This window comes from Halalkalicoccus sp. NIPERK01, assembly GCF_030287405.1.
Classification (GTDB): domain Archaea; phylum Halobacteriota; class Halobacteria; order Halobacteriales; family Halalkalicoccaceae; genus Halalkalicoccus.
Genome location: NZ_JASVVV010000001.1, coordinates 936,547 through 961,903, shown reverse-complemented (window position 1 = coordinate 961,903; position 25,357 = coordinate 936,547). Strand labels below are relative to the sequence as shown.

General features: G+C 62.4%; 27 protein-coding genes. 26 read left to right on the top strand and 1 reads right to left on the bottom strand.

Going from position 1 to position 25,357, the window contains the following annotated elements:
- The first annotated feature begins 48 nt into the window (after nucleotides 1–48).
- From QRT08_RS05175 to QRT08_RS05110, 14 genes are all read left to right on the top strand, one after another.
- Nucleotides 49–1,497: an anti-CBASS protein Acb1 family protein gene (locus QRT08_RS05175; protein WP_286044846.1), complete on the top strand. Its 1,449-nt coding sequence runs from the start codon at nucleotides 49–51 to the stop codon at nucleotides 1,495–1,497.
- Between the two features lie 3 nt (nucleotides 1,498–1,500).
- Nucleotides 1,501–2,601, top strand: coding sequence for a phage head morphogenesis protein (locus QRT08_RS05170; protein WP_286044845.1), 1,101 nt, complete (start codon nucleotides 1,501–1,503; stop codon nucleotides 2,599–2,601).
- 107 nt (nucleotides 2,602–2,708) lie between these two features.
- Nucleotides 2,709–3,950 (top strand): DUF2213 domain-containing protein, encoded by a 1,242-nt coding sequence (locus tag QRT08_RS05165; protein WP_286044844.1) that lies wholly within the window; start codon nucleotides 2,709–2,711, stop codon nucleotides 3,948–3,950.
- A 2-nt stretch (nucleotides 3,951–3,952) separates the two neighbouring features.
- Nucleotides 3,953–4,408, top strand: a complete 456-nt coding sequence (locus QRT08_RS05160) for a hypothetical protein (RefSeq protein ID WP_286044843.1) — start codon at nucleotides 3,953–3,955, stop codon at nucleotides 4,406–4,408.
- On the top strand, nucleotides 4,405–5,430 hold the full coding sequence (locus QRT08_RS05155; RefSeq protein WP_286044842.1) for a major capsid protein: 1,026 nt from the start codon (nucleotides 4,405–4,407) through the stop codon (nucleotides 5,428–5,430). The genes QRT08_RS05160 and QRT08_RS05155 overlap by 4 nt, the downstream gene beginning before the upstream one ends.
- Nucleotides 5,431–5,435: 5 nt before the next feature.
- A complete protein-coding gene (locus QRT08_RS05150; protein WP_286044841.1) occupies nucleotides 5,436–5,726 on the top strand; it encodes a hypothetical protein in 291 nt (96 codons plus the stop codon).
- Between the two features lie 98 nt (nucleotides 5,727–5,824).
- Complete coding sequence (locus QRT08_RS05145; protein ID WP_286044840.1) at nucleotides 5,825–6,181, top strand: hypothetical protein; 357 nt, start codon at nucleotides 5,825–5,827, stop codon at nucleotides 6,179–6,181.
- Nucleotide 6,182: 1 nt separating this feature from the next.
- On the top strand, nucleotides 6,183–6,518 hold the full coding sequence (locus QRT08_RS05140) for a hypothetical protein (protein ID WP_286044839.1): 336 nt from the start codon (nucleotides 6,183–6,185) through the stop codon (nucleotides 6,516–6,518).
- A gap of 5 nt (nucleotides 6,519–6,523) precedes the next feature.
- A complete protein-coding gene (locus QRT08_RS05135; RefSeq protein WP_286044838.1) occupies nucleotides 6,524–6,952 on the top strand; it encodes a hypothetical protein in 429 nt (142 codons plus the stop codon).
- On the top strand, nucleotides 6,949–7,491 hold the full coding sequence (locus tag QRT08_RS05130; RefSeq protein WP_286044837.1) for a hypothetical protein: 543 nt from the start codon (nucleotides 6,949–6,951) through the stop codon (nucleotides 7,489–7,491). Before QRT08_RS05135 ends, QRT08_RS05130 begins: the two co-directional genes overlap by 4 nt.
- A gap of 15 nt (nucleotides 7,492–7,506) precedes the next feature.
- The gene (locus QRT08_RS05125; RefSeq protein ID WP_286044836.1) at nucleotides 7,507–7,770 is read left to right on the top strand and encodes a hypothetical protein; all 264 of its coding nucleotides are present in this window, start codon (nucleotides 7,507–7,509) and stop codon (nucleotides 7,768–7,770) included.
- Nucleotides 7,771–7,898: 128 nt separating this feature from the next.
- The gene (locus tag QRT08_RS05120) at nucleotides 7,899–9,182 is read left to right on the top strand and encodes a hypothetical protein (RefSeq protein WP_286044835.1); all 1,284 of its coding nucleotides are present in this window, start codon (nucleotides 7,899–7,901) and stop codon (nucleotides 9,180–9,182) included.
- Between the two features lie 29 nt (nucleotides 9,183–9,211).
- Nucleotides 9,212–9,634, top strand: coding sequence for a hypothetical protein (locus QRT08_RS05115; protein ID WP_286044834.1), 423 nt, complete (start codon nucleotides 9,212–9,214; stop codon nucleotides 9,632–9,634).
- Nucleotides 9,635–9,798: 164 nt separating this feature from the next.
- Nucleotides 9,799–10,296, top strand: coding sequence for a hypothetical protein (locus QRT08_RS05110; protein WP_286044833.1), 498 nt, complete (start codon nucleotides 9,799–9,801; stop codon nucleotides 10,294–10,296).
- 166 nt (nucleotides 10,297–10,462) lie between these two features.
- On the opposite strand, the gene QRT08_RS05105 is transcribed toward QRT08_RS05110, so the two are convergent.
- Nucleotides 10,463–10,795 carry a hypothetical protein gene (locus tag QRT08_RS05105; protein WP_286044832.1) on the bottom strand — a complete coding sequence of 111 codons (333 nt, stop codon included), beginning with the start codon at nucleotides 10,793–10,795 and terminating at the stop codon, nucleotides 10,463–10,465.
- A 50-nt stretch (nucleotides 10,796–10,845) separates the two neighbouring features.
- On the opposite strand from QRT08_RS05105, the gene QRT08_RS05100 reads away from it, so the two are divergent.
- From QRT08_RS05100 to QRT08_RS05045, 12 genes are all read left to right on the top strand, one after another.
- A complete protein-coding gene (locus tag QRT08_RS05100) occupies nucleotides 10,846–14,448 on the top strand; it encodes a phage tail tape measure protein (protein WP_286044831.1) in 3,603 nt (1,200 codons plus the stop codon).
- A gap of 24 nt (nucleotides 14,449–14,472) precedes the next feature.
- Nucleotides 14,473–16,776 (top strand): glycoside hydrolase family protein, encoded by a 2,304-nt coding sequence (locus tag QRT08_RS05095; RefSeq protein WP_286044830.1) that lies wholly within the window; start codon nucleotides 14,473–14,475, stop codon nucleotides 16,774–16,776.
- A gap of 9 nt (nucleotides 16,777–16,785) precedes the next feature.
- The gene (locus tag QRT08_RS05090; RefSeq protein WP_286044829.1) at nucleotides 16,786–18,375 is read left to right on the top strand and encodes a hypothetical protein; all 1,590 of its coding nucleotides are present in this window, start codon (nucleotides 16,786–16,788) and stop codon (nucleotides 18,373–18,375) included.
- Nucleotides 18,376–18,397: 22 nt separating this feature from the next.
- The gene (locus QRT08_RS05085) at nucleotides 18,398–18,637 is read left to right on the top strand and encodes a hypothetical protein (protein ID WP_286044828.1); all 240 of its coding nucleotides are present in this window, start codon (nucleotides 18,398–18,400) and stop codon (nucleotides 18,635–18,637) included.
- On the top strand, nucleotides 18,637–19,212 hold the full coding sequence (locus QRT08_RS05080; protein WP_286044827.1) for a hypothetical protein: 576 nt from the start codon (nucleotides 18,637–18,639) through the stop codon (nucleotides 19,210–19,212). The genes QRT08_RS05085 and QRT08_RS05080 overlap by 1 nt, the downstream gene beginning before the upstream one ends.
- Nucleotides 19,212–20,357 (top strand): hypothetical protein, encoded by a 1,146-nt coding sequence (locus QRT08_RS05075; protein ID WP_286044826.1) that lies wholly within the window; start codon nucleotides 19,212–19,214, stop codon nucleotides 20,355–20,357. Before QRT08_RS05080 ends, QRT08_RS05075 begins: the two co-directional genes overlap by 1 nt.
- A 2-nt stretch (nucleotides 20,358–20,359) precedes the next feature.
- Nucleotides 20,360–21,049 (top strand): hypothetical protein, encoded by a 690-nt coding sequence (locus QRT08_RS05070; RefSeq protein ID WP_286044825.1) that lies wholly within the window; start codon nucleotides 20,360–20,362, stop codon nucleotides 21,047–21,049.
- 94 nt (nucleotides 21,050–21,143) lie between these two features.
- A complete protein-coding gene (locus QRT08_RS05065) occupies nucleotides 21,144–21,842 on the top strand; it encodes a hypothetical protein (RefSeq protein WP_286044824.1) in 699 nt (232 codons plus the stop codon).
- Between the two features lie 4 nt (nucleotides 21,843–21,846).
- The gene (locus QRT08_RS05060) at nucleotides 21,847–23,130 is read left to right on the top strand and encodes a hypothetical protein (RefSeq protein WP_286044822.1); all 1,284 of its coding nucleotides are present in this window, start codon (nucleotides 21,847–21,849) and stop codon (nucleotides 23,128–23,130) included.
- Between the two features lie 23 nt (nucleotides 23,131–23,153).
- Nucleotides 23,154–23,729 carry a hypothetical protein gene (locus QRT08_RS05055; RefSeq protein ID WP_286044821.1) on the top strand — a complete coding sequence of 192 codons (576 nt, stop codon included), beginning with the start codon at nucleotides 23,154–23,156 and terminating at the stop codon, nucleotides 23,727–23,729.
- 351 nt (nucleotides 23,730–24,080) lie between these two features.
- A complete protein-coding gene (locus QRT08_RS05050; RefSeq protein ID WP_286044820.1) occupies nucleotides 24,081–24,440 on the top strand; it encodes a hypothetical protein in 360 nt (119 codons plus the stop codon).
- A gap of 101 nt (nucleotides 24,441–24,541) precedes the next feature.
- Complete coding sequence (locus tag QRT08_RS05045; RefSeq protein WP_286044819.1) at nucleotides 24,542–25,162, top strand: hypothetical protein; 621 nt, start codon at nucleotides 24,542–24,544, stop codon at nucleotides 25,160–25,162.
- Nucleotides 25,163–25,357 lie beyond the last annotated feature (195 nt).

Genomic DNA, 25,357 nt, shown 5'->3' with positions numbered 1-25,357 from the left:
CTCATGACTGACGAGACTACCACTGAGACTCGCGGGACGTTTGAAGGGATGTCCACAGCACAGGCCGTGATGATGGCGGCGACCGCGTCGAACCTCGCCGCTCGTCACGAGTTCGCGAATCGAGCCGGCCTACAGCACAACGGCCAGCGTGATCTGTGGGAGGAGTTCGGTTACAAGAAGGGGTTCACCTACGCGGACTATCGGGACTGGTACGATCGGGGCGACATCGCGAAGCCGATCATCGATAAACCCGCCGAGACTTCCTGGAGCGAACGCCCGGATATCATCGACGACGCGGAGGTCGGCGAGGACGAACAGACCGAGTTCGAGAAAGACGTCGAGAAACTGTTCGACGCCTCGGAGGATACCAACCTCGATCGCGGTCTCTCACACTATTTCGAACGAGCCGACAAGCTCGGCCGGATCGGCGAGTATTCCGTGCTCTTTCTTGGACTGAGCGATATCGAGAGTGCTCGCGAACTCAAAAATGAGGTCGATCCCTCTCAACTCAGTGGGCTTGACGATCTCCTGTATGTAACGCCACTCGGGCAGGGCGACGCGGAGATCAACGAGTGGGTCACCGACGTCACGGACCCACGGAACGGCCTCCCGAAAACGTACAAGCTCGACCTCGCGAACGGGGACCAGACGAACACACAGGTCGTCCATCACTCGCGAGTAATTCATATCGCAGAGGGGGTCCTCGATGACGACGTCAACGGCGAGCCAGCACTTCGCGCAGTCATGAACCGGCTGTTCGACCTCCAGAAGGTCGCTGGTGCCTCAGCCGAAGCCTACTGGATGCTCGCGAATCCGGGGCTTGCGCTGTCGGTCGACCCTGATTTCGCGGACGTCCCGACCGAGAAGATGGACGAACAGGTCGAGGAGTACGAGCACAGCCTTCGGCGGGTCATGAAACTGTTCGGCACCGACGTCGAGCAGCTCGAGAGCCAGGACGTCGACCCGAGCGGCGTGACCGACGTGCTCATGAAGCTTATCGCCGGAACGATCGAGATTCCCCGCCGCAAACTCGAAGGGAGCGAACGTGGTGAGCTCGCAAGCTCCCAAGACGAGGCGAACTACCTCGAGATGATCAGCGCCCGTCAGGAGTCGTTCAACGAGCCGGTGATGCTGCGGGCCTTTTTCGACCGGGTGCTCCGCTTCGGGATCGTCCGCCCACCGCGTGCCGGGTCGTACTCGGCGGAGTGGCCCAACTTGTTCCAGCTCACCGAGCTCGAGGAGGCCACCCTCAAGAAAGAACTCTCGACAGCAATCAAGAACATCGCCCCAATGGGCGACGTCGAACTGCTACACTCGCTCGAAGCGCTGCGGGAGTTCTCGCCGGTCGAGGAACCCGAGGACGCGACACCGCCCGAAGAGGCGGAGGACGTCGACGAGGAGATCGACGAAGAGGACGAGCAGGTCCAAGAGCAGTTCGATCAGCAGATGGGGCGGACGCCCACGGTTGCTGATGGTGGGACGGAGGCCGACGACTAACCGATGAGCGTTCACGCTGGCCACGGGCAGGACTGCGACCACGCCGCCTGCCAACCTCGATTCGGTGCTCGCGAAGAGCAGCGTCGGACTGATCCAACGAGGACAAAGACACCACGCAAGCGGTTCGCCCAGCATCTCCGTGGCCGGTTCGACGCGATCAAGTATCACGTCAACCGGGGAATCGTCGACAACGACGCTCTCGGACTCGGGGGCCCGGACATCAGCAACCTCGAAGCGGGCGACGATACCGATGAGTTCGGCGTCCAGGTCGACACGAACGATGACCTTACCCCGGGCACCGGCCAGTTCGATTTCCCGAGCAACGCTGACGCGGCGGCGGCGTTCGACGACTGGCTCGACGAGGCCTTCGAGGGCGAGATCCTCGAGAAATACAACGGCGATCGGTACGTACGAACCGGCTACCGTCGTGGGATCGATCACGCTGACAAGCAACTCCGTGATTACGGCGCGACCATTCCGGAGGATAACGCCGCGCAGACACTTCGGATCCCGATCCACGAGGACAAGCTCTCGCTCATGTACGAGCGGGCGTTTGAGGAACTCGAGGGGATCACACAGGCGGCGGGCCAGGAAATCCGCCGCGAGCTGACTGAAGGACTCGCCCAGGGGCAGGGGCCCCGCAAGATCGCCCGGAACATCAACGACCGCGTCGAGAAGGTCGGCAAGACGCGGGCGACGGTCATGGCCCGGACGGAGGTGATCCGGGCCCACTCAGAGTCCTCGCTGACTGAGTACGAGCGGATTCTCGGCGAGGATGCAGCTGTCTCGGCGAAAGCGGAGATCTCCACTGCCGGCGACAACCGCGTCTGTGATATCTGTCTTGGGCTTGAGGGCCGTGTCTTCTCGCTACAGGAGGCGCGAGGAGTCATTCCTGTACATCCGCAGTGCCGGTGCGCCTGGGTCCTGGCAGAAGAGACGCTGCAGGGATCGACGAACAGCGCCCGGCTGCAGGACAAGCGAGTGGCGTTGGCCTGCGACGAGTGTGGGATCCCACTCGCTGAAGAACGGCCTCGGTGTTGGCACTGCGATCGGGCGGCTGCAGTGGACCTCCCGATGACGGATCTCCGAGACGTCGCGGGATAACACGATCACCGATGATGGCACGGCCCGCCGGAGCCGTGTACTGAGGTTGCCCCGGCGAATCGCGCAGTAGACGCGATCGCGGTCAGAGCTTCAGTTTCCGTACAGATATGCAAAGCAAATACGCGACGCAGAGCGCCACGCTCGCAGCCCAGGCTGACGAGGTCCGAACTGAGGACCTCCGAGGTCGCGAACACGTCGTCGCACCAGTGACTCTCGTTCAGGAGATGGTCCTGAAGGGGGAGTTCCTTCCCCTCGAGGAGATCGAGGCGACGCAACTGGCGTGGAACGCGAAGCCATCGACAATCACCCACCCGACCAACCAGTCGGGTGACTTCGTCCCGGCCTCGAGTCCTGCGCAGTTCGAGAGTCACGCCGTTGCGACGCTATTCGACGTCGAAGCGTCCTCGGCGAGCCGTGCCCTCGAAGGCGAGGTGTGGATCGACCGGGAGCGCTCGGCGACTGTCGCCGAGGATCTCGATCGGGACGATCCCGCCGAGATGCTGCTCGACGATGAGACGGTCGAGGTCTCGGTCGGCTACTGGTACCAGCGCTTCGAGGCGGACGGAGAGCACAACGGCACCGAGTTCGACGCCGTCCAGGTCGGGGTCCAGCCCGATCACCTCGCACTCCTTCCGAACTCGACGGGCGAGTGTTCGATCGAGGACGGCTGCGGCGCTGGTCGCGACGATGCGGCCGGGGCAGCCATGAACACACAGTCGGGTGCGCCGACGTCGATTCTCCAGTGGGGCGCCCAGCGCCTCCAGAATCTGGGGATCGATTTCGGTGGGGCATGCGACGGATGTGGCGGTACCTGCGACGCACACGACGGCGGCGGATCGGATCCGAACGATACGGAGGACACCATGAACGACAGAATCAGAGAACTCGCAGAACAGAGCGCGTTCGACGCCGAGACGCTCGAGGAGTGGGACGAGGACGACCTCGCCTCTCTCGAAGCAAGTCTCGACACGTCGAACTCGAACAACGACGGTGGATCGCCGACGAACAACGACAACGGCGCGGACACGGACGACGCCGTCCTCGAGGAGCTGCAGAGCCTCCGCGAGGAGATGGTCACGGAGGACGACGTCGAGACGATCGTCTCGCAAAAGGCGACCGAAGACAAGCGCGAGGACCTCATCCAGGATCTCGTCGCCCACACTGGCAAGGACCCCGAGGACTACGAGGACTGGGGCACCGAGCAGCTCGAAGCCCATGCCGAGGTCGTCGTCCCGAACGGCGGCGTCTACGCCGGACGCTCCGGCGGCGCGTCCTCCCAGTCGAACAGCAACGACGGGTCGGACATCCCGATCGGCGTTGGCGACCGCTACCTCGAGGAGGCTGACTAACAATGGGATCGAACGTTATCGCCGGGCCCGGCGAGTACCAGACGCACGAACGCGAAGCAGCGGCGGACGTCGAGATGGGCCATCTCGTTGAGTACGCTGCTGACGGACGGGTCCAGCCCCACTCGACCGCGGGCGGTCCTGGCTTCACGGCCTTCGCTATCCCGTTCCGATCGCTCGGCCAGACGGTCGACCACACGGCGACGTACGATGCCGACAACGATGAGGGCGAGCGGGTCAAGTACGCGTTCCCCTCGCCAGGAACGAAGGTCCCTGGAGCTCGCCTCGCGGCTGGCGAGAGTGTCACGGACGGCGACCCGCTGGTCAGCGCCGGCGACGGCACGCTTCAGGCCGCAGCTGGAGACGGGACGGAGGACGCGGCGATCGTCGCGTACGCGAACGAATCGACGGATAACTCGGGCGGTGCCGAGGCCGTCCGTCACGAGGTGATTAGCGCATGAGCGCAGGCATGAACGGGAACGGCATGAGCGGCGGCGCACAGGTGACGGGCGGACAGAACTTCGGCGCGCAGTCGGCCGCCGAGCCGGTCCTCGCCGGCCAGCGCGCCCGCCAGCAGTATCGGGCCCAGGCCTCGGCACTTCCCGAGGATACGTGGTACGATCTCGACGATCTGATGGTCACAGTCGCTCAGGAGCGACTCAACATCGTCGCCGACTGGCAGGGTCGCGGCCTGATCGACACGGTCGGGATCGGGACGACTATCACCTCGTGGCAGGAGACCAACGCCTTCGGCGAGGCAGCGGTCGACATGGCCCCCGAGTCCCTCGGCGATGAACAGGCGAGCGAGTACGCGACCAAGTACGCGCCCGTCCCGATCATCCACCAGGACATCCGCTTCAACCGCCGCGAGGGCGACCAGCACGACGTCCGCGGAACCGACGCCCCGAAGTCGATCCGGTCGGTCCTCGAGAAGATGGAAGAGTTCGCGGTCGAAGGCTGGGGCCAGACGATCGTCGACGCCGACGGACGCGAGGCCCACATCTACGGGCTTCGCACCCATCCCGATCGGAACACCTACCCCGGCTCGAACTGGTCGACTGACTCGAGCGCTGTCGATCCAGACGTTCGGGAGATGATCTCAAGGGCGAAGGCGGACAACTACTACGGGCCGTATACGATCTACATGTCCGGCGGTGTCGAGGATGTCCTGATGGCTCCCTCGCCGGACTTCGACAACATGCGGCTGGCCCAGCAGATCAACAACATGAGCGCGATCGAGCGCATCGTCGTCTCGGACAAGATCCCCGACGGCGAGATGTTCCTCGTCGACGTCTCCTCGGAGGTCATCGACGGGAAGATGATCGAGGGTGGCCCGGTCGACACCGCCGAGTGGGAGAACACCCCGTTCGTCACGAAGGTCAAGGCCTTCGGCGGGTTCGCTCCCCGGATCAAGTCCGACATGGGCGAGGACGGCGGGGAGAGGCAGTCCGGCGTCGTCCACGCAACCGGCCTGCTCGGGTGATCACCGTGGCTGATCAATTTCGGTGGACGGCCAGCAAGCCCCTCGGCCGGGACGATCCCGTTGAGCAGGGCGAGACGTTCGAGCCGACCGACGCCGAGCGCCGGGCCTACAGCGACCTCATGAGTCCGGTCGAGTCCGAGCCCGACAACGGCGATGAGGACGCCGGCGAAGGCGACGATCGCGATCTCGAGGAGCTGACTCACGACGAACTCAAAGAACTCGCCGAAGAGCGAAGGGTCGCCGACGAGATCGACCTTCGAAGCAAAGGTTCGATTATCGACGCACTGGAGGAGTAATCTCCATGCCCTACGGCACTGCGTACGTTCCCGACGACGAGGACGAAGACGAGGAAAGCGACGACGAAGACGAGGAGAGCGACGACGAGGAGTAACTCATGGCCGACCCGATCACCGTCAACTCAGAGGACGTCCGCGACATTCTCGATGGCGACGCTGACGACAGCTATGGCATCGAGATCAGACTGGCCGAGGCCATCGTCAACGACGACCTGCGGCCGGCTGCCTCGACGAACGTTACGGCCGATCGACTGGAACTCGTCGGCGCACTCATCGCCGCCGCCTACGCGAAAGACGACGGCGACGGAAACCTCTCGAGTATCACGCAGGGCTCGGCTCAGATATCGTTCGACAACGATAACGCCCTCTCGTTCTGGCGTCGGGCGAAGCAGCTCGATCCCACTGGGGTGCTAGCAACACTTGAAAAACCCACTGCATCGTTCGAGGTCTACTGACATGGCTGGGATGCAACTGCTTGGGACGGCCGCCTTCCTGGACGGCCTCGAGGACATGATTGACTACCACACGCCCGACACGGACGGCTACCGGATCGGCAATACTGTCGACTACGTCGACGATCAGGAGTTCGGGGCGAAGAACCAGCCCGGGACGCCTCATTTCCGCCCGGGAATGGACGCGACGCGGGCGCAGCTTGCACAGATAGCCGTTCAAGCCTCGGGGATAGACGAATTCATGCGCCTCTCAGCCTTGCGCTGGCACAAGGAAACGACGGAACGCGCGCCGGTCGACCTTGGAACTCTCAAAGCGGGCTGGACAATCGAGGAACTCTAACCGCCATGCCATCGGGACCATTCGACGCCATCCAGAGCCCCGTTCGCAACCTGCATCAGCAGGCGGGCTGGCCCGGAACGGTCTACAACCACGCGCCTGCCGACGACGGCTCAGGCGACTGGTACGACGACTCGGGTGGCGGCGACGACGGCTGGATTGAGGACGACGGCGTCTCCCTGACGATCCGCGTCGAGGTCGGGACGGCCCCGAACATCATCCGAAGCTCCGGCGGCCGGGAGATAACGGGCGACGCGACCGTAACTGTCGACCCGACCGATCACCCCGACGGCAAAGGCGCGTTCACGAACGGGAACGCCACTGATCGCAAGGCAACCGAGATCGTCGACGAGGACTCGGGGGACCGCTATCGCGTCCTGCGCGTGATGGACGAACACAACGGTGTCCTCCTGCTCGACTGTGACCTCCTAACATGAGCACCGAGCAGACCGACCTCCGAGAGGGTAGCGTCCGCGTCGCACTGGGCGACCTGCTCCGTTCGGAGTGGAATTCCGCGAACGCCGCGGGCTACGATCCCACGGTCTCGGAGGGTAACGGGAAACACCTCAACGTGACGCTGGGAACGTACGACGAGAACGGCCCAGACCCTCAGATCGCCCTCCGGGACGTCTCGGAGATGCCGACCGGTGGCGATGGGTATTCGGCGATCAAAGCTACGGGCGCGGGCCCGATCCAGACCTCTCGCGGGCGGATCGACTGCAACGTCTTCACTGGCGCACAGGACGATCTCCCCGAGCACCCCCAGTTACTCGCCAAGCGGATCGGCCTCGAGGTTCGCGAGATCATACACGACAACGCCCAGGGGATCATGGACTCGGCGACCGGCGAGCTGCTCGTGACGGACGTCGCCTGCTCCCGTCCTCGGGTGACGCCCGACACCGACCGGCCCACCGTCGAGTGGATCGGCCGTTGTGAGGTCACGTACACGATCCACGACGATCCGCCGGAACGCTAACACGTCACCGATATCATGAAGATCAGGAACACCGCCGCGAGCAGCGGCACGACCACGCTCCACGACGCGGAGTGTATGCCGGCCGACTACACGGTCCGGTTCGACGAGGACGACGGCACGGTCTCGACCGTCCGCGAGAAGGTCGGCGAGGCGCTCGTCGAGAAGTACCCATCGATCGAGCCGGTCGACTCGGGCGAGGTAGAAGACGAGTCAGAGTCGATCGAGGAGCAAGCCGCCCGCGTCGTCAGCAAACAAGATTTCGGAAGTGACAACGAATGACAATCCTATCCAGCGGCGGGATCAGACCTTCCCGCCTCGAATACGTCGCAGAGCCCACGCAAGGAGAGAGTCCTGCCGATCCCGATTGGCAGCTCGTCTCCCCTCGCGTTGAAACACTTAATCCCTCGATGCCGGTCGAGTACAGCGAGGACGCCGGCCTCGGGGACGTCGATTACCGGCGCACGCCGCTACTCGAATCGCCAGAACTGGAGATCGAGTACGCACTCAATCGCTGGTTCGTCGACGGCAACGGCGATCCCCAAGAGATGGCAGCCTACGGGATGCAGCGCATCGCGAACATCCTGCCCTCGAGCCTGACGTTCGTCGCTCGGACCACGTACGGCCTCGTCGATAACGATACGAGTACGCCGAAGGCCCAACCGGGATCGACAGTCGACGCCCGGTACAACCCCGACAGCGCGAGCGACGGCAGCGAGTCGACCGGAAAGGCCTCGCGGACCTACTCGGTCATGAAGGGCGTCGACGTCGGTGAGGGAACGCTCACCTGCGAACGTGGCGAGTCGACGTGGATGGTCGAGCTCACTTGTCCCGCTGAGCACGCCCGGCCCTATCAGATCGACCAACCCAATGCCGAGACCGAGCTCGTCATCCACAGCACCGATGCTGGCGACACGGGCCTAGAGGTCACGATCGAGGATGAGGGCGCTGAGACCTCGGAAACCCTCACGCTCGACGGCGCTGATGCGACGACGCCCGTCTCGACGACGGCGACGTTCACCGATCTTGATGCGATCGAGATCGCGGACGCGGACGGCGACGTGATCGACGGCGACGCCGGACATGACTACGCCGGCAACATCGTGATCGCCATCAACGACGGATCGGCCGAGACGCCCGAGGAGGGCGAGTGGCTGGCCGTCATGTGGGGCTCCGACGAGTACGGCTCCACCTACGGCGATCCCGGTATCCCGGCGCTCGGTGCGGGCTCGCACGCTGAGGATCCGACGACCGCCGAGGGCGAGCTCCCGTTCTACCATCCGAACAACATGAGCCTCGAACGGCCCGTCGGCCAGACCTTCGAGAACGTCGGCGGCGTCCAATCCGTCGAGTTCGAATTCGGCAACAACGTTGAGCGGACTCCGTCGGGCGGGCGCGAGCAGGTCCAGCATCACGCGATGTTCGAACCGGAGGCCACCGTTACCGCAAGCGGCGAGACCGTCACGCAGGCCATGCAGCACGAACAGGCCGCCGGGACGGGAGAGGACACGCGGATCATCTTCAATCGAGCGGATGACGAGTACCTCGATCTCATCAACGCGGTCGTCTCCGAGACCGACCTCGAGTCGAGCGCGACGGAGAACAACACCGAGAACGAGTTCACGATCCTCCCGCAGAAGGGCGAAGACGGCGGCCGTGCCCTCGAGATCAGCACGGCCGGCAGCGGCGCATGATCTAATCCATGAGTAGCAACAGCGAATCCATGACTGACCAGCACGATGATCCAGACCAGCGCGACGAACCCTCGCACGAAACCAGCGCCGAGCCGGTTCGACAGTCCACGACCACAGGCGACTACGAGCGCGCCCCGCAGGACTTCGAGTCCGACATCGACCCGCGGGCCGTTCGCGTCCCCGATCACCCGGTCAAGGTCTTCCCGAAGGTACGCGGCAAGGAACGCGAGGCCGCGGCCTACCTCGTCACCCAGGGCGACTTCGAGGAGTACCTCGAGGAAGCACCCGACGATCCTGACTCGACTGACTTCGGCGTTGAGGCGATCGTCGAGCTCCTGAACGAGAAGTACGTCTCGCCGGATTTCGACCTCACCGTCGAGGACTATCGCAAGTCGCCGGCGGGCTACTACGACGAGTTCTTCAATCAGATCGTCCCCGAGATGGGAAACTAAGCCCTGACGAGCGCATTACCGTCGAGGGTCGCGCTGCCCGCGATGCACAGGGCCACGTCATCGAGCGTCGCGCACCGATCACGGGACTCGGCGAGCTCTACGTCCGCCCGCTTCAGTACGGCGATTCGATTCGGTTTTACGATAATCGCGAGCGGACACCACGGATGCTCGCCGCTCTCTTTCGGCGCTCGATCGCGGGCTTCGAGACGATCGGCCCGGCGGACGTCCGGCAGATGGCTGCGGGCGTCCCCGATCTCCTCGAGTACGCGATCGTCTCCGCATCGGGCTTACTCGCATCCGAACGCGAGGCCGACGACCTGACGGACGACACTGAGGATTTGTATGAGGGCTACGAGATCCCCGAGCCGCGGGCGATGGCGCCTGAAGCGGGATCGGCAGAAGAAGAAGCGACGGCGACGCTCGACGAGTTCGAGGAGGCCGACTTGGTCGACTTCCTCCACGAGAAGGGCTACACCTACGATGGGATCTATCGCTTGCTCATGCCCGAGATCGAGCAGCTCCAGGAAGGGCACAGGCGCTCCGAGAAACGACGCGAGCGCCAGCGGCGCAAACAGAAGCGCTCGAAAACCAGCGGTGAAACCGCGAGCGCCTACCAACAGGATGCGACGGGACCACCTTCGACCGCACCGAACGCCAGGTAACTACACATGAGTGCCATAGCTGACGACATTTTCGACGAGACGAGCGACGAGATCGCGTACTGCCCTCGCTGTGGGAACAAACTGGAAGATGACTTTCCAGTCCGCTGTCCGAATCACGGCCCAGTGAATATCGACTACTGGGAGTCAGGAGGATAGCGAACTACTGTTACTGCGGCAGACGATCCTCGAACCAGCCGTCGCCGACGTCCTCAAAGCGGGGCTCACCGCTCTTTTTCCGGCGCTTGAGCTCGCGTTCGAGTTCCTTCCGGGCATCGAGATACTCCTCGCCGACGTCGGAGAACTGCCGCCGTCGATAGAGTCCGTAAGCGACCAGCGGCAGGCCGATCGGGATGCCGATCACGAAGATACAGAGGAGGCCGCCGATCCCGCCGACGATGTTCGCGTTTCGAAATGCTTTGCCCTGCTCGATCGCCTCGTCGTCCCAGCCGTTCGCCCGTAGTTGGTCGTGGATCCACTCGACACTCGGATTTTCACTCATCGTTCGTACGCTGATCAAAACACTTCGAATCCTCAAATAAGTAACTCATCATGTCCGCAGGAGAGTACGTTCTAACCGGTCGCGTCGAGGCCGATGGCGTCTCGGCGTTCACGTCCAAGATGGCCGGCGCTGGCAGCGCCGTGTCCGACTTCAAGACAAAGGTCGGGCTCGCCGGCGGGGCGCTCGCGGCGGTGAGCGCTGGCGGACTGGCCGCCGCAACGTCCGCCGCTGCCGACTTCGAGCAGCAAATGGTGGAGCTCGAGAAGGTCACCGATCCACAGACCGCCCGGGAGATGGGCACCGCGATTCAAGAGATGAGTTCGCGGATGCCTCTCGCCCAATCCGAACTCGCCGGGATCGCCGAGCAGGCGGGGCGTCTCGGAATCACAGGCACGGACAACATCCAGAACTTCACGCAGGTTGTCGGCGAGATGGCGACGGCAACGGACCTCACGGCCGAGCAGGCGGCCGACTCGTTCGCCCGGATGACCACGCTGATGAACGAGCCCATCGAGAACGCCCGGGCGATCGGCGACGCGACGAATGCGCTATCGAACACGATGGCGACCTCGTCGAGCGAGATCACCGACGCCGCGACCCGCTCGGCGGGTGCGCTGACGAACATGGGGATGTCCTCGTCGGACATCCTCGCGCTGAACGCCTCGATGAACGAGGTCTCGCCCTCTGCGCGCGTGGCCGGGACCCAGCTCCGCCGGATGGCCCAGGAGCTGATGGATCCCAAGAAGGTCAACAACATCGCGCAGGCGCTCGGGATGACCGCCGGCGAGTTCAAGACGATGCGCAAGGAGGACCCGACGGCGGTCATCCAGATGATGGCCCAGAAGATGGGCGAGGGTGGGCAGGCCGCCGACGACCTCCGAGCCGTCCTGTCGACGACCTCCCGGCAGGCGCTTGCGGGCCTCTCGAACAATCTCGACAGTACGAACCGCGCCCTCGAGACGTCGAAACAGCAGTTCGAGGAGGGCGGCTCGCTCGCCGCCGAGTTCGAGACGGCGATGTCGACGTTCAAATCCACGGTGCAGATCACGAAGAACAACCTCCGGAACCTCGCCATCTCGACGGGCCAGCAGCTCCTCCCGGCGCTGACGACCCTCGCCCAGATGGTCAACACGCTGCTCTCGCGGTTCGCGGCCTTCAACGAATCGACGGGCGGGCTGGCCGGCGCGATCACGCTCATTACGGGGCTGTTCGGCGGACTGATCGTCGCCGGTGGCTCGCTCGTCTCGATGATGGGCGGGCTGTCGGCCATCCTCGGACCCGTGATGGCGGGCTTCGGGACGCTCGCGACCGTGCTGGGTGCGCTGGCGACCCCGATCGCGACGACGGCCAGCCTGATCGGGACGGTCATTGCCGCCCTCAATCCGGTGACGATCGCGATTGGCGCGGTGATCGCCGCCGCGGTTGCCCTCGCCGCCGCGTGGACGACGAACTTCGGCGGGATCCGTGACCAGACGATGCGGGTCGTCGCGGCCGTTCGTGCTGCCCTCCAGCCCCTGCTGTCGTGGCTCGGCAGCGAGGGGCCCGGCTATATCGACACGCTCCGGAACGTCTTTTCTGCATTCGCGGCGCGGGTCGAACCTATCGTCTCGCGGGTCGCGACGCTGATCGCGGACGTCCTGGTCGCGACGATTCAGTGGCTGGCGCAGGCGACCGCCGACGCCATCGCCCGCGCACGACAGATCTGGGCTCGCCTCCAGCCCGCCGTACAGACGGCGATGGACGGCGTTCGAACTGTGGTCACGGCTGTTCTCGCGGCGCTGCAGACCGCGTGGACGACCTACCTCCAGCCACTCGTCGCCCGCGCACGGCAGATCTTCGGGCAGGTCCGCACGGCCGTCGAGACGGCGCTTGGTGCGATCCGAACGGCCGTCACGAACGGACTCAGCACCGTCCGATCAGTGTGGAACGCTGTCTGGCCGACGCTGCAGGCCGTTATCCAGACAGTATGGCCGCAGATCCGGTCCGTGGTCGAAACCGCTCTCGGAGCGATCCGGACGGCGATCCGAACCGGAATGGCGGCCATCCGGACGGCCTGGAACGTCTGGCAGACGTTCGCCGGCGTCGTCAGGACGGTCTGGAACACGATCGGGCCGATCATCCGGACCGGGATGCAATCGGTTCAGACGGTCATCAACACCGGGCTGAACACGATTCGGCGACTATGGACGACGTACCTGCAGCCGCTGATTCAGCGAAGCCGGGATATCTTCAACCGGGTCCGATCTGCGATCGTCACGGCTGTCTCGGCGATCTGGTCGTTCATCCAGCCCTACGTGCAGCGGATCCGGGATGCCTGGAACCAGCACGGCCAGCGGATCCTCTCGGATGCACGGACGACGTGGACCGCGATCCGAACGGCGATCGAGACGGTCGTAGGAGCGATTCAGACCGCCATCCAGGCAGCGCTCACTGCGATCCGCGGTGTGTGGAACCGGATCTGGCCGGAACTCCGAGCGACGATCAACGCAGTCTGGCCGCCGATTCGGACTGCAGTCGAGACATCGATCGGTGCGATCCAAACGGCGATTCAAACGACGCTCACCGCGATCCAAGCCGTGTGGAACACGGTCTGGCCGGCGATCCGCACGGTGGCCGAGGCGATCTGGCCGCCGCTTCGGGCGACGATCACAGCCGCGCTTGGGGCGATTCAGACAGTCATCCAGACGACGCTCAACGCCGTCCGCCAGTTCTGGGACACCTGGGGCGCCGACATCATGGCGACCGTCCTGATGATCTTCGAGACGATCGTCACCGTCATCGAGCAGGCCATCGACATGATCGCGACGGTCATCACGGTCGGCCTGCAGCTCATCCGCGGCGACTGGGAGGGCGCGTGGGAGACGATCCTCGCGTTCGTCACTCGGACGACCGATCGGATCGAGGGGCTCATCTCGGGATGGGTCGACGTCCTGATCGGCTATGTCGACACTCTTGTCAGCGAGATAATCGGGTTCTTCGAGGACCTCTATCAGCGGCTGGTCGGCAGTTCGATCGTTCCCGATATGCTCACCGCAATCGAGAACGCCTTCCAGAACGCGATCGACGCGGTGCTCGGCCTCATTCAGGGCTTCGTTGCCGACGTCATCGGGCTGTTCGAGGACCTCCGATCAAGTGCCGTCTCACAGATCGAGGAGTTCCGCACGGCGATGGAAAACGGCTTCCAAAATGCCGTTGACAGCGCCAAAGACCTCCTGAACGGCCTGCTCGACTGGATCGGACGATGGGACATCGCCGGCGCGCTTGGCTCGGCGTTCCGCGACGCCGGATCGGCCGCGGCCAGCGCGCTGAAATCGGCGTTCAACAGCGCCGTCCCCAGCTCGGTGTCGCTCCCGAGTGCGACCGTCGCCGGCAAGACGATCGGCGGTGGCTCACTCAGCCTGCCCCGACTCAACACCGGCGGCCGGATCGAGCGGACGGGTCCGGCGGTCGTCGACCGCGGCGAGCAGGTCCTGACGACGGCCGAGGTGAGTCGCCTCGAGGGGCTGGCAAAGGTGGCCAACAGCTCGGGATCAGGCAGATCGGAAAACAACACCTACGACATCGACATCGAGGTTCGCTCGGAAGACCCCGATCAAGCCGGTAATTCGGTGATGGAACGGCTCGAAAAAGAACTCGGAAGCGGAGGTATCTAATACCATGTTACACACATGTAGGTCATGGACGAATCGGAGAGTAGCCCGCTCGCGACCACTCGGCGCTCGTTTTTCGGCGTTCTGGGCGCTGCGGCTGGTGCAGTCGGCTACCTCTTCGGTCGCTCACAGGAGGGGGGAGGTGGTAGTCAGATGAGCGGTGAGGACTATCGTGTCGGTGATCGTGATGGGATCCAGGCGCTCGATACGAACGCGCGATCGGATCGGTATCATGGCTACCACGTCGACGAGGGATGTCAGGTCACGCTCGGTTCCGGGCAATTTGGTGTGTCTGACACACTGATCGTCGATCCGGGCAGGTACTTCGTCGCCGGGTCGCCGGTTGACATCAAGGAAACGTCTGTTGGTCTCGGGACCAGTCCGAGCCCCGGAACGGCCCGCTGGGACGTCGTCCACGGAACAGAGAGTGGGATTGACGTGGAAGAGGGAGCCGAAGAAAATCCCCGACCATCGGATTCACAACGGGCTGGGGTCGAGCGCCCAGCACCCCCACAGGTCGAGGGGACGCCGCTGGCGTGGGTGTGGGTTTCCTCTGAGTCCGGCACACTCACTGCTGGTGATGTGATCGATCGGCGGCTGTTCGGCCACTCGAAACCCGCCCAATCGGAGCCCCATCAACTTTCCACACGCACTCCGACCGGACGCGAACGTGGTGAGACTGCCAAGTGGAGTCAGAACGACAGTCTAACCCGCGATCCGCCGCTCAACCCTGACGCATGGACGATCCGAGAGGATGCGCTCTTCCCAGGCAGACGTCTCGACGAACGATTTGGGAGTCGGACGAACCCGCGCTCGCTGTATCGGTTCGGCGAGGGGCTGTATGCGTTACTCTATCAGAGCAAACCACGGCCGCACGAGCAGGACGCCGATCCGCAGTTGGCGAATCAGACGGGATCGCTTGCGTTCTCCCGTGACCTTTTATCGTGGACAGATTCGCCTGCGAATCCGATTGTCGGCTACAATGTTGCCGACTGGCACGGGTCCCGTGTGCTGGCTGAGGCACTCGTGTGGGATGACGACCGAGATCAGTGGGCAGTCGTCACGACCGGGATCGTCGCCGATGATGAGACGATCCCTGGCATTCGAGCGGGAGGTGTCGGATTCAGCGACGATCTCGAACGGGGTTCGTGGGAGTGGACAGATGACCCCGTCATCACTGTCGCTGATTTCGGCAGTTGGACGCACGCTGACGCCGATAGGGTCTACGTCCGAGGACTTCACAAGGTCGACGGGACGTGGTACGCGTTCTGTAACGTCGGCGTATCGAATGAAACGAATCGAGAGATCAAAGTCGGCGTCCTCAGATCTGATGACCTTCTCAACTGGACGGAGATTGACAGTAACCCAATCCTCGAAGTCGATCAGGCGTGGGAGGATGAGATCACGTCGATCCAGTCACCGATCCGGTGGAACGGCCGCTGGTGGACGTGCTATCGCTCAGATGATTTCAACGTGGGTCGGGTAGGGATCGCCCACGCCGATCAGATTGATCAGAAGTGGGAGAAGGCCGACGGCCCAATCATCTCGACGGAGGGGACGCGATGGACCGGTTTCGAAGGTCCGTGCCTGGTCCCGTTCGGCGAGACGTGGGCGATCATCCACTCGGTCTTCGAGGACGAAGGTCGAGATCAGGGCCGACTCGGGATCTCGCATGCGAGCGTTGGTTCGTCGATCGTCCCCAATACAGTGGATTTCGACGACGATGGGATTACGGCGTATGCCTTCTTCGACGACTTCGGCGACGGGCAATTCGAAGCGAATCGAATTCCGACTGTTGGAGGGGTCCAAGCCGGTCTGCTCCGCCCCGAGTGGACAGTCGAACTCGGCGCTCCATCAGTGCAGGACGAAGCGCTCGTCACCGACACCGACGGTGGCAACACGGTCGTGACCGCACCCTGTGCGTTGCGCACTGGCCGCTGGCAAGCCTCGTTTCAGGCGACTGATTCGATAACGGATCAGCCGATTATATTCGCTCCGCTTGTAATCGACCGCGATCAGTACGAGTACCGAATCCAGCTAACGCATCACGATGAGAGCGCCTCGACAGCCTCTCTCCGCGTGACGGAGATTCTCGATGGGGCCGCAACAGACGTGATTGAATCGTCGTGGCCGAAAGATACCGAGCCCCACACAGTGAGCCTAATCCGCGATTCTGATGGAATGATCCAGTTACTGTTCGATGGTGCTTCTCGGGGGGTCTATGAACCCGCTGCCGCGGATCAAGACTGGATTGGCGATACCGACCACATGTTCCTTTTGCATGCGGCCGATTCGACTGCCATGCGCTGGGACGAGGTTGTTGCCTGGTAGAGTCTACACATGGTTCTCACGATCACGGACGCCGAGCTACAGGTGTTCCACCCTGGCAACGAGTCGGGCAGTGCCGACGAGGTGTTTGATGTCTCCGGCGACGAGGAGACGAATGACCTCATGTACCGCGGCGGTATCGCACCCGTCGAAATCACACGGCGGGTGGCAGGCTGGAAAGACAGCGCCACCTTCGAGATCCTGTCGCCGAACGGGAAGTACACCGGGACGGTCCGATCCGGGTCTCGGATTGAGTTCCTCGTCGAGCACACGACCGATCAGGACATCTCCGGCATCGAGACAGAGACAGACGAGGCGCTGTACGGCGAGACGCGATACGGCGAGACGCTGTATGGCGGTCCACACGACGCCTTCGCGGATCGGCGGTGGACGGGCTGGGCCCAACAACCCGAATACGAAGAACTCGGTGCCCACCGGGTCAACATGGCCTTCGGTGCGCACGACTTCGTGTTTGAGGTGCTCGACAATCGCCGATTCTACGGTGAGTTCCGCGATGAACCGGTCGCTACGGGCGACTCGGATGACCCTGGGATCGTTGAGCAGCTGGTCGACGCGAAGTGTCCCGAACTCACGACCGCTGGCGTCGAGCCCGTCACCCACCGGACCGACATCGAGATCGACGGCCTCTCCCTACTCGAAGCGCTGACCGAGCTCGCACAGCGAGGGGCGGCGCTGCTGGGATCGTCCGGCACGACAGTCACGTTTCGACCACTCGGTAGTGCCGACCGACGGTTCTGGATGCAGCGGGGGCAGGCGAACACACCTGATGACTTCTACTTACTCGATGTGGACCCCTCCGATGACGACCTCTACAACGACGTCCGCGTTGACGGCGGCTCCGACATCAGTGAGGACGAAGTGACGGCTGTGGACGCCAGTGACGTCGTCTCGTATCAACGGGTGACTGAGTTCGATCGGATCCACTATCGCCTTGATCCCGAAAAGTCACGATTGGATCGAGTCGCGGTGTGGACACGCCCCGTCAGCGAGGAGGATCTCCGCGTGCGCATCCAGCGCGGGAACGCCGACGATACGGGGCCGCGTCGCCCTGACGATGACTCAGCGGACATCGTGTCGGATCGGTCGTCGTTCGAGTTCTTGGGCGACGAGTCGTTCCGCGATCGGTTCCGTCTGCGATCAGACGCCGCCCTCCCGCCTGATCCGTGGCTCATCATCGAATCGGCTGGTGACGAGGGCCACGATATCGGAATTACGGCGAGTGGTGACCCGGCCATCAAGACCTACTACCCGTTCCCGTTGTTCAGCCGGGATCAGAACCGTGATTCCGTCGAGCAATACCGGCTCCGCGAACACCGAGATAAAAAAGATTCGCTCTCCTCGTTTCGAGCGGTCGAGGACCATCTAAGTGCAAAGCTCCGCGAGAAGAGCACGATGCCCCAGACGCTCGAAACCGAGGCGCGGTCGTTTCGCGCTCATCAGCTCCAACCCGGAGAGATCGTCGGGTTCGAGTATCCGCACGTCGACGCCGTCGGCGATTATATGCTGATCGAGCGCTCCGACACGTTCGACGGGATCAACCTGCGGACCGACCTGACGTTCCAGAACGTCGCGTCGCTATAACCGACTTCGTTCGACACAACCCATGCCAAACATCCAGTCTCCAGAGCACCGCATCGCAGCAAAGTTCCGCCGACAAGACGAGCGCCTTCGAAGCCTTGAGGAGGGGCGTGAACCGGGCGATCGGATCGACGTCTCCCGACGCTTCGCCGAAACGTTCAGTTTAGGCGACGCGACCATGACGGGAAACATCGACACCGACCCAGCATTCCGCTGGGACGACAGCACCTCAGGAGGCTGGGACCTATCGGAGGCCATGTACTGATGGTGGCTACGCGCACACGCACTCTTAGCGAGGGCGCAACTGCTGTGTCCGGCCGAATCGGGTACCTGCTTTACGATATCGACACGCTTCGGCGGCACGCTGACGTGGATGCCGACCGCTGGCACGCACTTGATCCACAGAAGAAATTACAGATCGCCGACGAGGCAGGCCCACTCAAAGAGTCGTGGACATCGAATCTGATCTGCATCGGGATGGATCGGTCGATCGCCCGAACAGTTAGTCAGGGCGAGGGTCTAAGTGACACGTTCGACGCAATCGCTGTCGGGACGAGTGACGTCGCTCCAGAGTATACCAATGAGACGATCAACGACGAACTCGATCGCTCGACGATCGCCACGTACGACCGTAACGACACCGTCCTCACGATGCGTGCCTTTTTCGACACGAACCAAGCGAACACGACGACCGCCGGGCCAATCGTCGAGGCCGGGACGGTCACCAACCACGGACACCTCGCCAATCATGCACTCACCAATTCAGTCGAGAAATCCGATCAGGAGGGACTGGTAATGGTCGCTGAGTTCACGTTCGATTCGTCAGGAGGCAGTAGCTAATGGCCGAACGAGAAGCTGTCGAGCCGAGTCCAGGCACACTCTACAGCATGGCGCACGCAGCGGCTCATCAGTTCTGGGCCGGGCAGGGGTTCATCACGCCGGAGGGCGAGCGATACTTCTCCGATGCGTCCCCGCACGCACCACAAAATTCCCAGAACGCCTTCGCGTACGATTCGGATCGATGGGACGATACGACCGTCCGCATCAGGCACGGCGAGGCATTCATTGCGGGAAAAGGGCTCTTTAAGGATACGGTTACTGACTACGAACTCCCGGATAACATAGCCGGGCAGACGCTTTATCTCGGGTGGGCCGGTGGGTCGAGTGACACAATTCTAATTGGCCTTGAAGCAGATTACCCCGAGGACCACGCCAAGATCCCTATCTACGAGTTCAACACTGCTAACGGCGAAGTCACCGACTGGGAAGACCTGCGCGTTATCGGTCCACGTATTAAAACCGATGACGACGGACATGTAGTAATTCCACCTGCGTTTAGCGGGCATAGCGGATGGATCCGATCGGAAGAGGATGGTGACGGACGTCCGAATCTTGGTGTCGGGCACCCGGATAATTCAGAGGGAATTTGGCTGTCAGCGACTACTGATGGGACGATTTCCTATATCGCCCCTGAAAAACCAGGGGAGCCGGCCGGCGGGAATCAACTCCGATTTGAACATGACGATGAGCTCCCTCAGAATGGTCGATGGATCTTCCGACGCGGTTTCGGTACGACTGGCGATTTCTACGTCAATGGCAATACGATACATGAGGTTGAAGCAATTACTGGCGGCCCAACGCTCACAGGCGGCATGACGGTCAAGGGGACGACCGAAAACATCGTTGATACTGTAGTCGGACAATGGAAAACGACTAACTCAAACAACTGGATCGAACCCGAATGGAGTTCAGACGGTCAGCGGTTCGTTCTCACTCCAGTCATTGACGGCAATAAACGAACCCAGCAGCAACTCCGCTATAACTTCGACACAGAACGATGGGAATTTCGCAGCAGTGTCGATGTAGGTGGAACGCTTACGAGTAGCGACCGTGGGGTCGTGTCTGAAGCGAGCGAGTGGGACGGCAACACGATGGAAATACGGACCGAGAGCGGCGATACGATCACCTTTATCGCGGAGGAATAGCCGTGCCACTCGAAATCAACGGCACGCCGATCGAGGGCCGCATCGAAATCGGCGGGACGGAGATCGTCGAGGTCCAGGTCAACGGGACGACCGTCTACTTGCCACACCGAACCATCGACGACTTCGAGCACAACGACATCCCCGCGTACTACACCGACCCGAGCGGGACTGGCACCGTCGATACGACGAGTGTCGCGGCATATGACGGGTCCTACGGTGTCCACTTCGACGGCCAGCGTGAAATCTACTCGGTCCCCGGCGACGGCTTGCCGAACTACTACGAGCGCGGGACATGGGCTGAGTTCTGGATTCGGCCGATCAGTACCGACAGCGCACACTCATACTGGGTCGCCTTCGGCGGCAGTACGAGCGACTGGGATAACCACTACACAGTCAAACTGTTCATGGACGGCGCGTTTCGCGTCGATCGACGTGAGGATGGATCACTAACAACCGTCGCCGACGACGACGGGACGGACGTCAGTTACTCGACCCAGTGGTATCGTGTCGAGTTCCTCGCCGATCCCGACCAGATCCGCGCCCGCCTGTACGACTCGTCGGGCACGCGCCTCGAGAACCTCCAGGGTGACGAGAATACAGATCGCTTCTCGTGGCCCGGCAAGCTCGCGTTGCGGTGTAACGACGGCGAGATGTACGCCGACGAGATCCGGATGAACTCCTTGATCGTGTGATACGATCTCATCTCTCGACCGGCCCTGATGATCCACCAACAAGTCCCATGTCGATGGGGCCGGGCAGCGATCTCTACGAACGATCTTCCTACCCATGAGTAACAACCCAACAGACGACAACGCGGACGTCAACGAACCGGTCGACAGACGAATCGAACAGCAACTATCCAGTATCGACACCGGCGCGAGCGAATCACGCGTTCACGAGATCGTCAGTGCCGAACTCGAGGAAATCGAGGCCGGGGTAGTCGGGAGTGTCGACCGTGAGCTGGTCCGCGAGATCATCCGCGAGGAGTTCGCCGAGGAGATCCAGGCAGCTGCCGGACGGATCATGCTTCCGGCGCGGAAGCTCGGTCCCTCGCCGGCCGGCCCGCATCACACTGTCGACCGATGGGGGATCCACTTCTCGACCGGACGCGGCGCCCACCTCGGCCGGGCCGTCGTCGACGCCGGCAAGTCGGGGACGTTCACCGCGGCGCTGTATCGCTTCGACGGTTCCGACATCGTCGAGGAGGTCACAGTCCGCGAGCTCACCGTCGAGGAAGGCATCAACTGGATCGACCTGGACATGACGATTCCCGGCGCGGGTGAGTACCTCCTGACGCGCGTCGGGAATTTCCCGCTCGCTCGGCGTGACTGGGGTGGCTGGGACAGCCAGTCTCGCGAGGGTGTCACGCTCCACGGCGGGAACAAGCCCGACAGCGTCGATGAGAGCTATGCACCCTACGATCGCAACGACTACTGGTACTACTTCTTCAACCTCGAGATCGCCGCTGATGAGGACGCTCACTAATACCATGCCAGTTGACCTCTATACTGACCAGTGGATTCGCGAGGAGCTCCTGCCTCGCTCGGAGATCGGGGGAGGCGAGGGCTACGAGCCCGCCAATCGCGTCCACCGGACTGACGCCGACGTAGTGGTTCGGACTGGTGACGAGCTCGCCGATATCCTGGACAGTCGCACCGAAGGTGTCGTCTGGGTGCCCGACGACGTAGAACTTGATCTCGCCCCACACACCTACCACCTGCGCGGTGAGACCGTCCTCGCGAGTGATCGCGGCCTCGACGGGTCTCCGGGCGCGAAGCTGTTCACCCGCGAGAAGGGTGTCCGATCCCACGCCTGGGCCGGCGGCGGGGCGACTGGCGTCTTCCACGTCCACGATGACGCCCGGCTGACGGCGCTCCGGCTCATCGGCCCACAGATCGACTACTTCGATAACCCCCGGATGCCGGGGTACATACCCTTCCCGCCGCAGGATACCTACGCCGAGCGCAAGGCACAGGTCTATTCGCCGAACCGGGCCCGCGGGATGGTCGTCTACGACAGCGGCGTCGAGATCGACAACATCGAGCTTGCGGGCTGGGCGAATCAGGGAATGTATCTTGGCGCTCGTGAGTGGTCGGCCGGCACGCCGTCGATCCATCACATCGACGGCCACAACTGCATGAAAACGAGCGCGGGCTACGTGATCGACGTCGTCCGGGGCCATCCGACGATCACGGACTCGTATTTCAACGCCGCACGCCACCCGCTCTGCGGGTTCGGCCACGAGGACGGCGGCTACACGCTCGAGAACTGCCTGTTCGGACCGACGTTCTCCTCGCACATCCTGGATATGCACCGGGTCGGAAACAACATGAGCGGCTCGGACGATCCCGAACATCGCGAGTGGAAGTATCGAGCTGGTGGCCGGATTGACGTCCGCCGATGCACCTTCGTTGAGACGCACATCCCGCCCGCCTCGGAGGGGATCAACTTCAGCCCCGGACGGCTCAACCCGGTCGCCTCGATCCGCGGCGTCCCCAAAGAGGGCGTCCGCATCGAGCGCTGTCACATCCCTCACGAGAGCCCGGAGGACGCCTTCGCACAGTCGGGCGTTCCTGCAGCGTATCAGGACGAGAACGGCTACTGTAACTTCTCGTGGACGGATAACCAGTACGGCATGAGCCGGCACTACCCCGGCTACGGGTGTGAGTTGAACCTCGAGGACCCGATGGACGGCGAGCCGCTGCTGTCCGCCGAGCGTCGCGAGGCCTACGGAGATGGGATCGGACGCCTTCGCCGAACGCTCGGTATCTAACACTCCTTCAGACCGACGTCATGATGATCGACAACTACGTAGACGAATCCACAGCACAGTTTTTGAAAACACTCGGGACGGTCCTCGCCTTCGCTGTGATCGGCGCCGGCCGGACAGTTTACGCCGCCCGAAAGAACGGCGAGTCCTGGCAGTGGGCGAAAGGCAAGGACGAGGTCGCCGCGATGGCGATCGTCGGCGCGATCGCCGGCGTCTATACGCTCTCTGTCGGCGCGGACATCGGCAGTGCGGTATTCGTCGGCGCAGTCACGGTCGGCGGGATCGTCGCCCGAGAGATGTACCAGATCGCGACTACGAGCCGCGACCGGTATGGCGAGCTCCGCGAGGCTGGTGTTGGGACGCTCGACTCGACGCTGCTCTCACTCCAGCACGGCATCGAGCAGAACGATCCTGAGGAGGCGTGGGCGGCCGTCCAGTCGCTCATAGGAGCGCACGGCCAGCCCAACCGCGCCGAGCTCGACGAACGCCGCGAGCGCCTCGAGGAGCGCTACGCCGAGGAGGGTTCTCGCGGCGTGGCCGAGGACGTTCTTGCCAATGGAGATGGAGATGAGAATACCGAATGGATCACGGAGGGTGCCTAACCCCCGATGAACGATGCGCCGGGGAGCCAGCCCCGACGCCTGTCCCGCCGGGGTCGCACCCCCGAGCGAGACACCCACACCACCACAACCCATGATAAAAACCCAATGGTCGGCATTCTCGCTCGGCCGGAAACGGGTATCCAGCGATGCTTATTCTCCTAACAACTCAGGTACAGGGATACGTTCGTCTGTTACTCGGGACCGGCGCGTTCGCCTTACTCGCGTACCTCAATATCGTCGGCCGAGCGCCAGGGCCGACGACGACCATTTTGTGGTTGCTGTTCATCCTCGCAATGACCGGGCTCGCACACGTCATTCCGGCGATCACCGGTCATACGGTCGGGAGCGGCGATGACTAACGCTGCATGGCTGGCGGACGTCCTTCGCTTGACCGTCCCGAGTTTCTACATCGCGTCGCTGATTTATCTCGCCGCACTCGGTGGTGGACACGCACGAAAGAAGCATCTCCTCGTATTCGCTGCAGCCGGTGTCAGCGGGTATATGGTTCTCAACCAGCCCGCTTGGGAATGGGTTCCCTCGTGGATCACGACCGATCACTGGTTGATCGTCGCGTTGGTGGCGATTCTCGTGCTCGGGCTGTTGCTCTTTGCTGACGCGATCGAGTCCTCGTCGGATCTCAAGTGGCCTTGGGAGCGCGTCGGCGATCTCTGGCGATGGGTCAAACGGCAGGTGACACGAATTACAACGTAGGTCCTCTCCGTCCGCGTGGCAATTCCCAGTCTATTATTAATTATTAGTAATTAATATAATAATCCAAAGGTATATAACTACTAACATAATATAGATTATTGATGGAATCTGATACAAACTCGACGAAGATCTCCCGCAGAACACTCATCCGTGGTGGTGTCGGTGCTGCTGGTCTCTCTGTCGCAGGAGCCACGTTAGTCCACTACTCAACCCAGCCTGCTTTTGCAGCAACCTTAGGGACATGGAGTGCAACTGATCTCACAATTGAAACCGGAGATGGTACGATTAGCGACGTGTACATCGCGTCGGATGCTGACGTCGAAATGACTGTGAGCTGGGACAACTACACTCCAACACAGACGGTCACCTTCACGCTGGAAGCTGGCCTAAATGGCACCGACTGGGGCCAGATTACGAGCGGTTCCTTTGACATCTCGACCGAGAGCGGTTCACACGCGACATATGCTGATATCCCGTGGGATGAAACCGCTGGAGCTCCTTTTGCTTCGCAGGTTAGTTTCCTTGACTCGGAGTTCGTCTCGGCATCAGACTTTGAGAATACCGCTGATGGGACGACTGCAGATACCACGCTGCACATCCGTGCTCTGTTCGATTATGGTCACGGTACCGAAGAAATTGCGTTCACCACTCTCGTCACGACTTCCAACCTTGAGGCTGCATTCCAGTCTGGTGGCGATCTGACGATCAGCGGCGACGCCTGAGAACCGAGACTCATTTTACATTAGTATTGCCTGAGTGAGCGGTCTTACTTGAAGAGTAGTATAGTGCGTAACGGCAGCACTGTCTTACCTTGTGCAACATAATCTGACCGTGAAAGGTGGGTGTTGAACAAGGTAATACCTCGGAAACGCGCTGTCAGCAGTTGGAAAGCGGACGGGGCCCGAAGGGGCTGCGGC

Coding starts and splice junctions, on each gene's coding strand:
- QRT08_RS05175 (WP_286044846.1), top strand. CDS start 49: ATGTCCACAGCACAGGCCGTGATGATGGCGGCGACCGCGTCGAACCTC.
- QRT08_RS05170 (WP_286044845.1), top strand. CDS start 1,501: ATGAGCGTTCACGCTGGCCACGGGCAGGACTGCGACCACGCCGCCTGC.
- QRT08_RS05165 (WP_286044844.1), top strand. CDS start 2,709: ATGCAAAGCAAATACGCGACGCAGAGCGCCACGCTCGCAGCCCAGGCT.
- QRT08_RS05160 (WP_286044843.1), top strand. CDS start 3,953: ATGGGATCGAACGTTATCGCCGGGCCCGGCGAGTACCAGACGCACGAA.
- QRT08_RS05155 (WP_286044842.1), top strand. CDS start 4,405: ATGAGCGCAGGCATGAACGGGAACGGCATGAGCGGCGGCGCACAGGTG.
- QRT08_RS05145 (WP_286044840.1), top strand. CDS start 5,825: ATGGCCGACCCGATCACCGTCAACTCAGAGGACGTCCGCGACATTCTC.
- QRT08_RS05140 (WP_286044839.1), top strand. CDS start 6,183: ATGGCTGGGATGCAACTGCTTGGGACGGCCGCCTTCCTGGACGGCCTC.
- QRT08_RS05135 (WP_286044838.1), top strand. CDS start 6,524: ATGCCATCGGGACCATTCGACGCCATCCAGAGCCCCGTTCGCAACCTG.
- QRT08_RS05130 (WP_286044837.1), top strand. CDS start 6,949: ATGAGCACCGAGCAGACCGACCTCCGAGAGGGTAGCGTCCGCGTCGCA.
- QRT08_RS05125 (WP_286044836.1), top strand. CDS start 7,507: ATGAAGATCAGGAACACCGCCGCGAGCAGCGGCACGACCACGCTCCAC.
- QRT08_RS05120 (WP_286044835.1), top strand. CDS start 7,899: ATGCCGGTCGAGTACAGCGAGGACGCCGGCCTCGGGGACGTCGATTAC.
- QRT08_RS05115 (WP_286044834.1), top strand. CDS start 9,212: ATGACTGACCAGCACGATGATCCAGACCAGCGCGACGAACCCTCGCAC.
- QRT08_RS05110 (WP_286044833.1), top strand. CDS start 9,799: ATGCTCGCCGCTCTCTTTCGGCGCTCGATCGCGGGCTTCGAGACGATC.
- QRT08_RS05105 (WP_286044832.1), bottom strand. CDS start 10,795: ATGAGTGAAAATCCGAGTGTCGAGTGGATCCACGACCAACTACGGGCG.
- QRT08_RS05100 (WP_286044831.1), top strand. CDS start 10,846: ATGTCCGCAGGAGAGTACGTTCTAACCGGTCGCGTCGAGGCCGATGGC.
- QRT08_RS05095 (WP_286044830.1), top strand. CDS start 14,473: ATGGACGAATCGGAGAGTAGCCCGCTCGCGACCACTCGGCGCTCGTTT.
- QRT08_RS05090 (WP_286044829.1), top strand. CDS start 16,786: ATGGTTCTCACGATCACGGACGCCGAGCTACAGGTGTTCCACCCTGGC.
- QRT08_RS05085 (WP_286044828.1), top strand. CDS start 18,398: ATGCCAAACATCCAGTCTCCAGAGCACCGCATCGCAGCAAAGTTCCGC.
- QRT08_RS05080 (WP_286044827.1), top strand. CDS start 18,637: ATGGTGGCTACGCGCACACGCACTCTTAGCGAGGGCGCAACTGCTGTG.
- QRT08_RS05075 (WP_286044826.1), top strand. CDS start 19,212: ATGGCCGAACGAGAAGCTGTCGAGCCGAGTCCAGGCACACTCTACAGC.
- QRT08_RS05065 (WP_286044824.1), top strand. CDS start 21,144: ATGAGTAACAACCCAACAGACGACAACGCGGACGTCAACGAACCGGTC.
- QRT08_RS05060 (WP_286044822.1), top strand. CDS start 21,847: ATGCCAGTTGACCTCTATACTGACCAGTGGATTCGCGAGGAGCTCCTG.
- QRT08_RS05055 (WP_286044821.1), top strand. CDS start 23,154: ATGATCGACAACTACGTAGACGAATCCACAGCACAGTTTTTGAAAACA.
- QRT08_RS05050 (WP_286044820.1), top strand. CDS start 24,081: ATGACTAACGCTGCATGGCTGGCGGACGTCCTTCGCTTGACCGTCCCG.
- QRT08_RS05045 (WP_286044819.1), top strand. CDS start 24,542: ATGGAATCTGATACAAACTCGACGAAGATCTCCCGCAGAACACTCATC.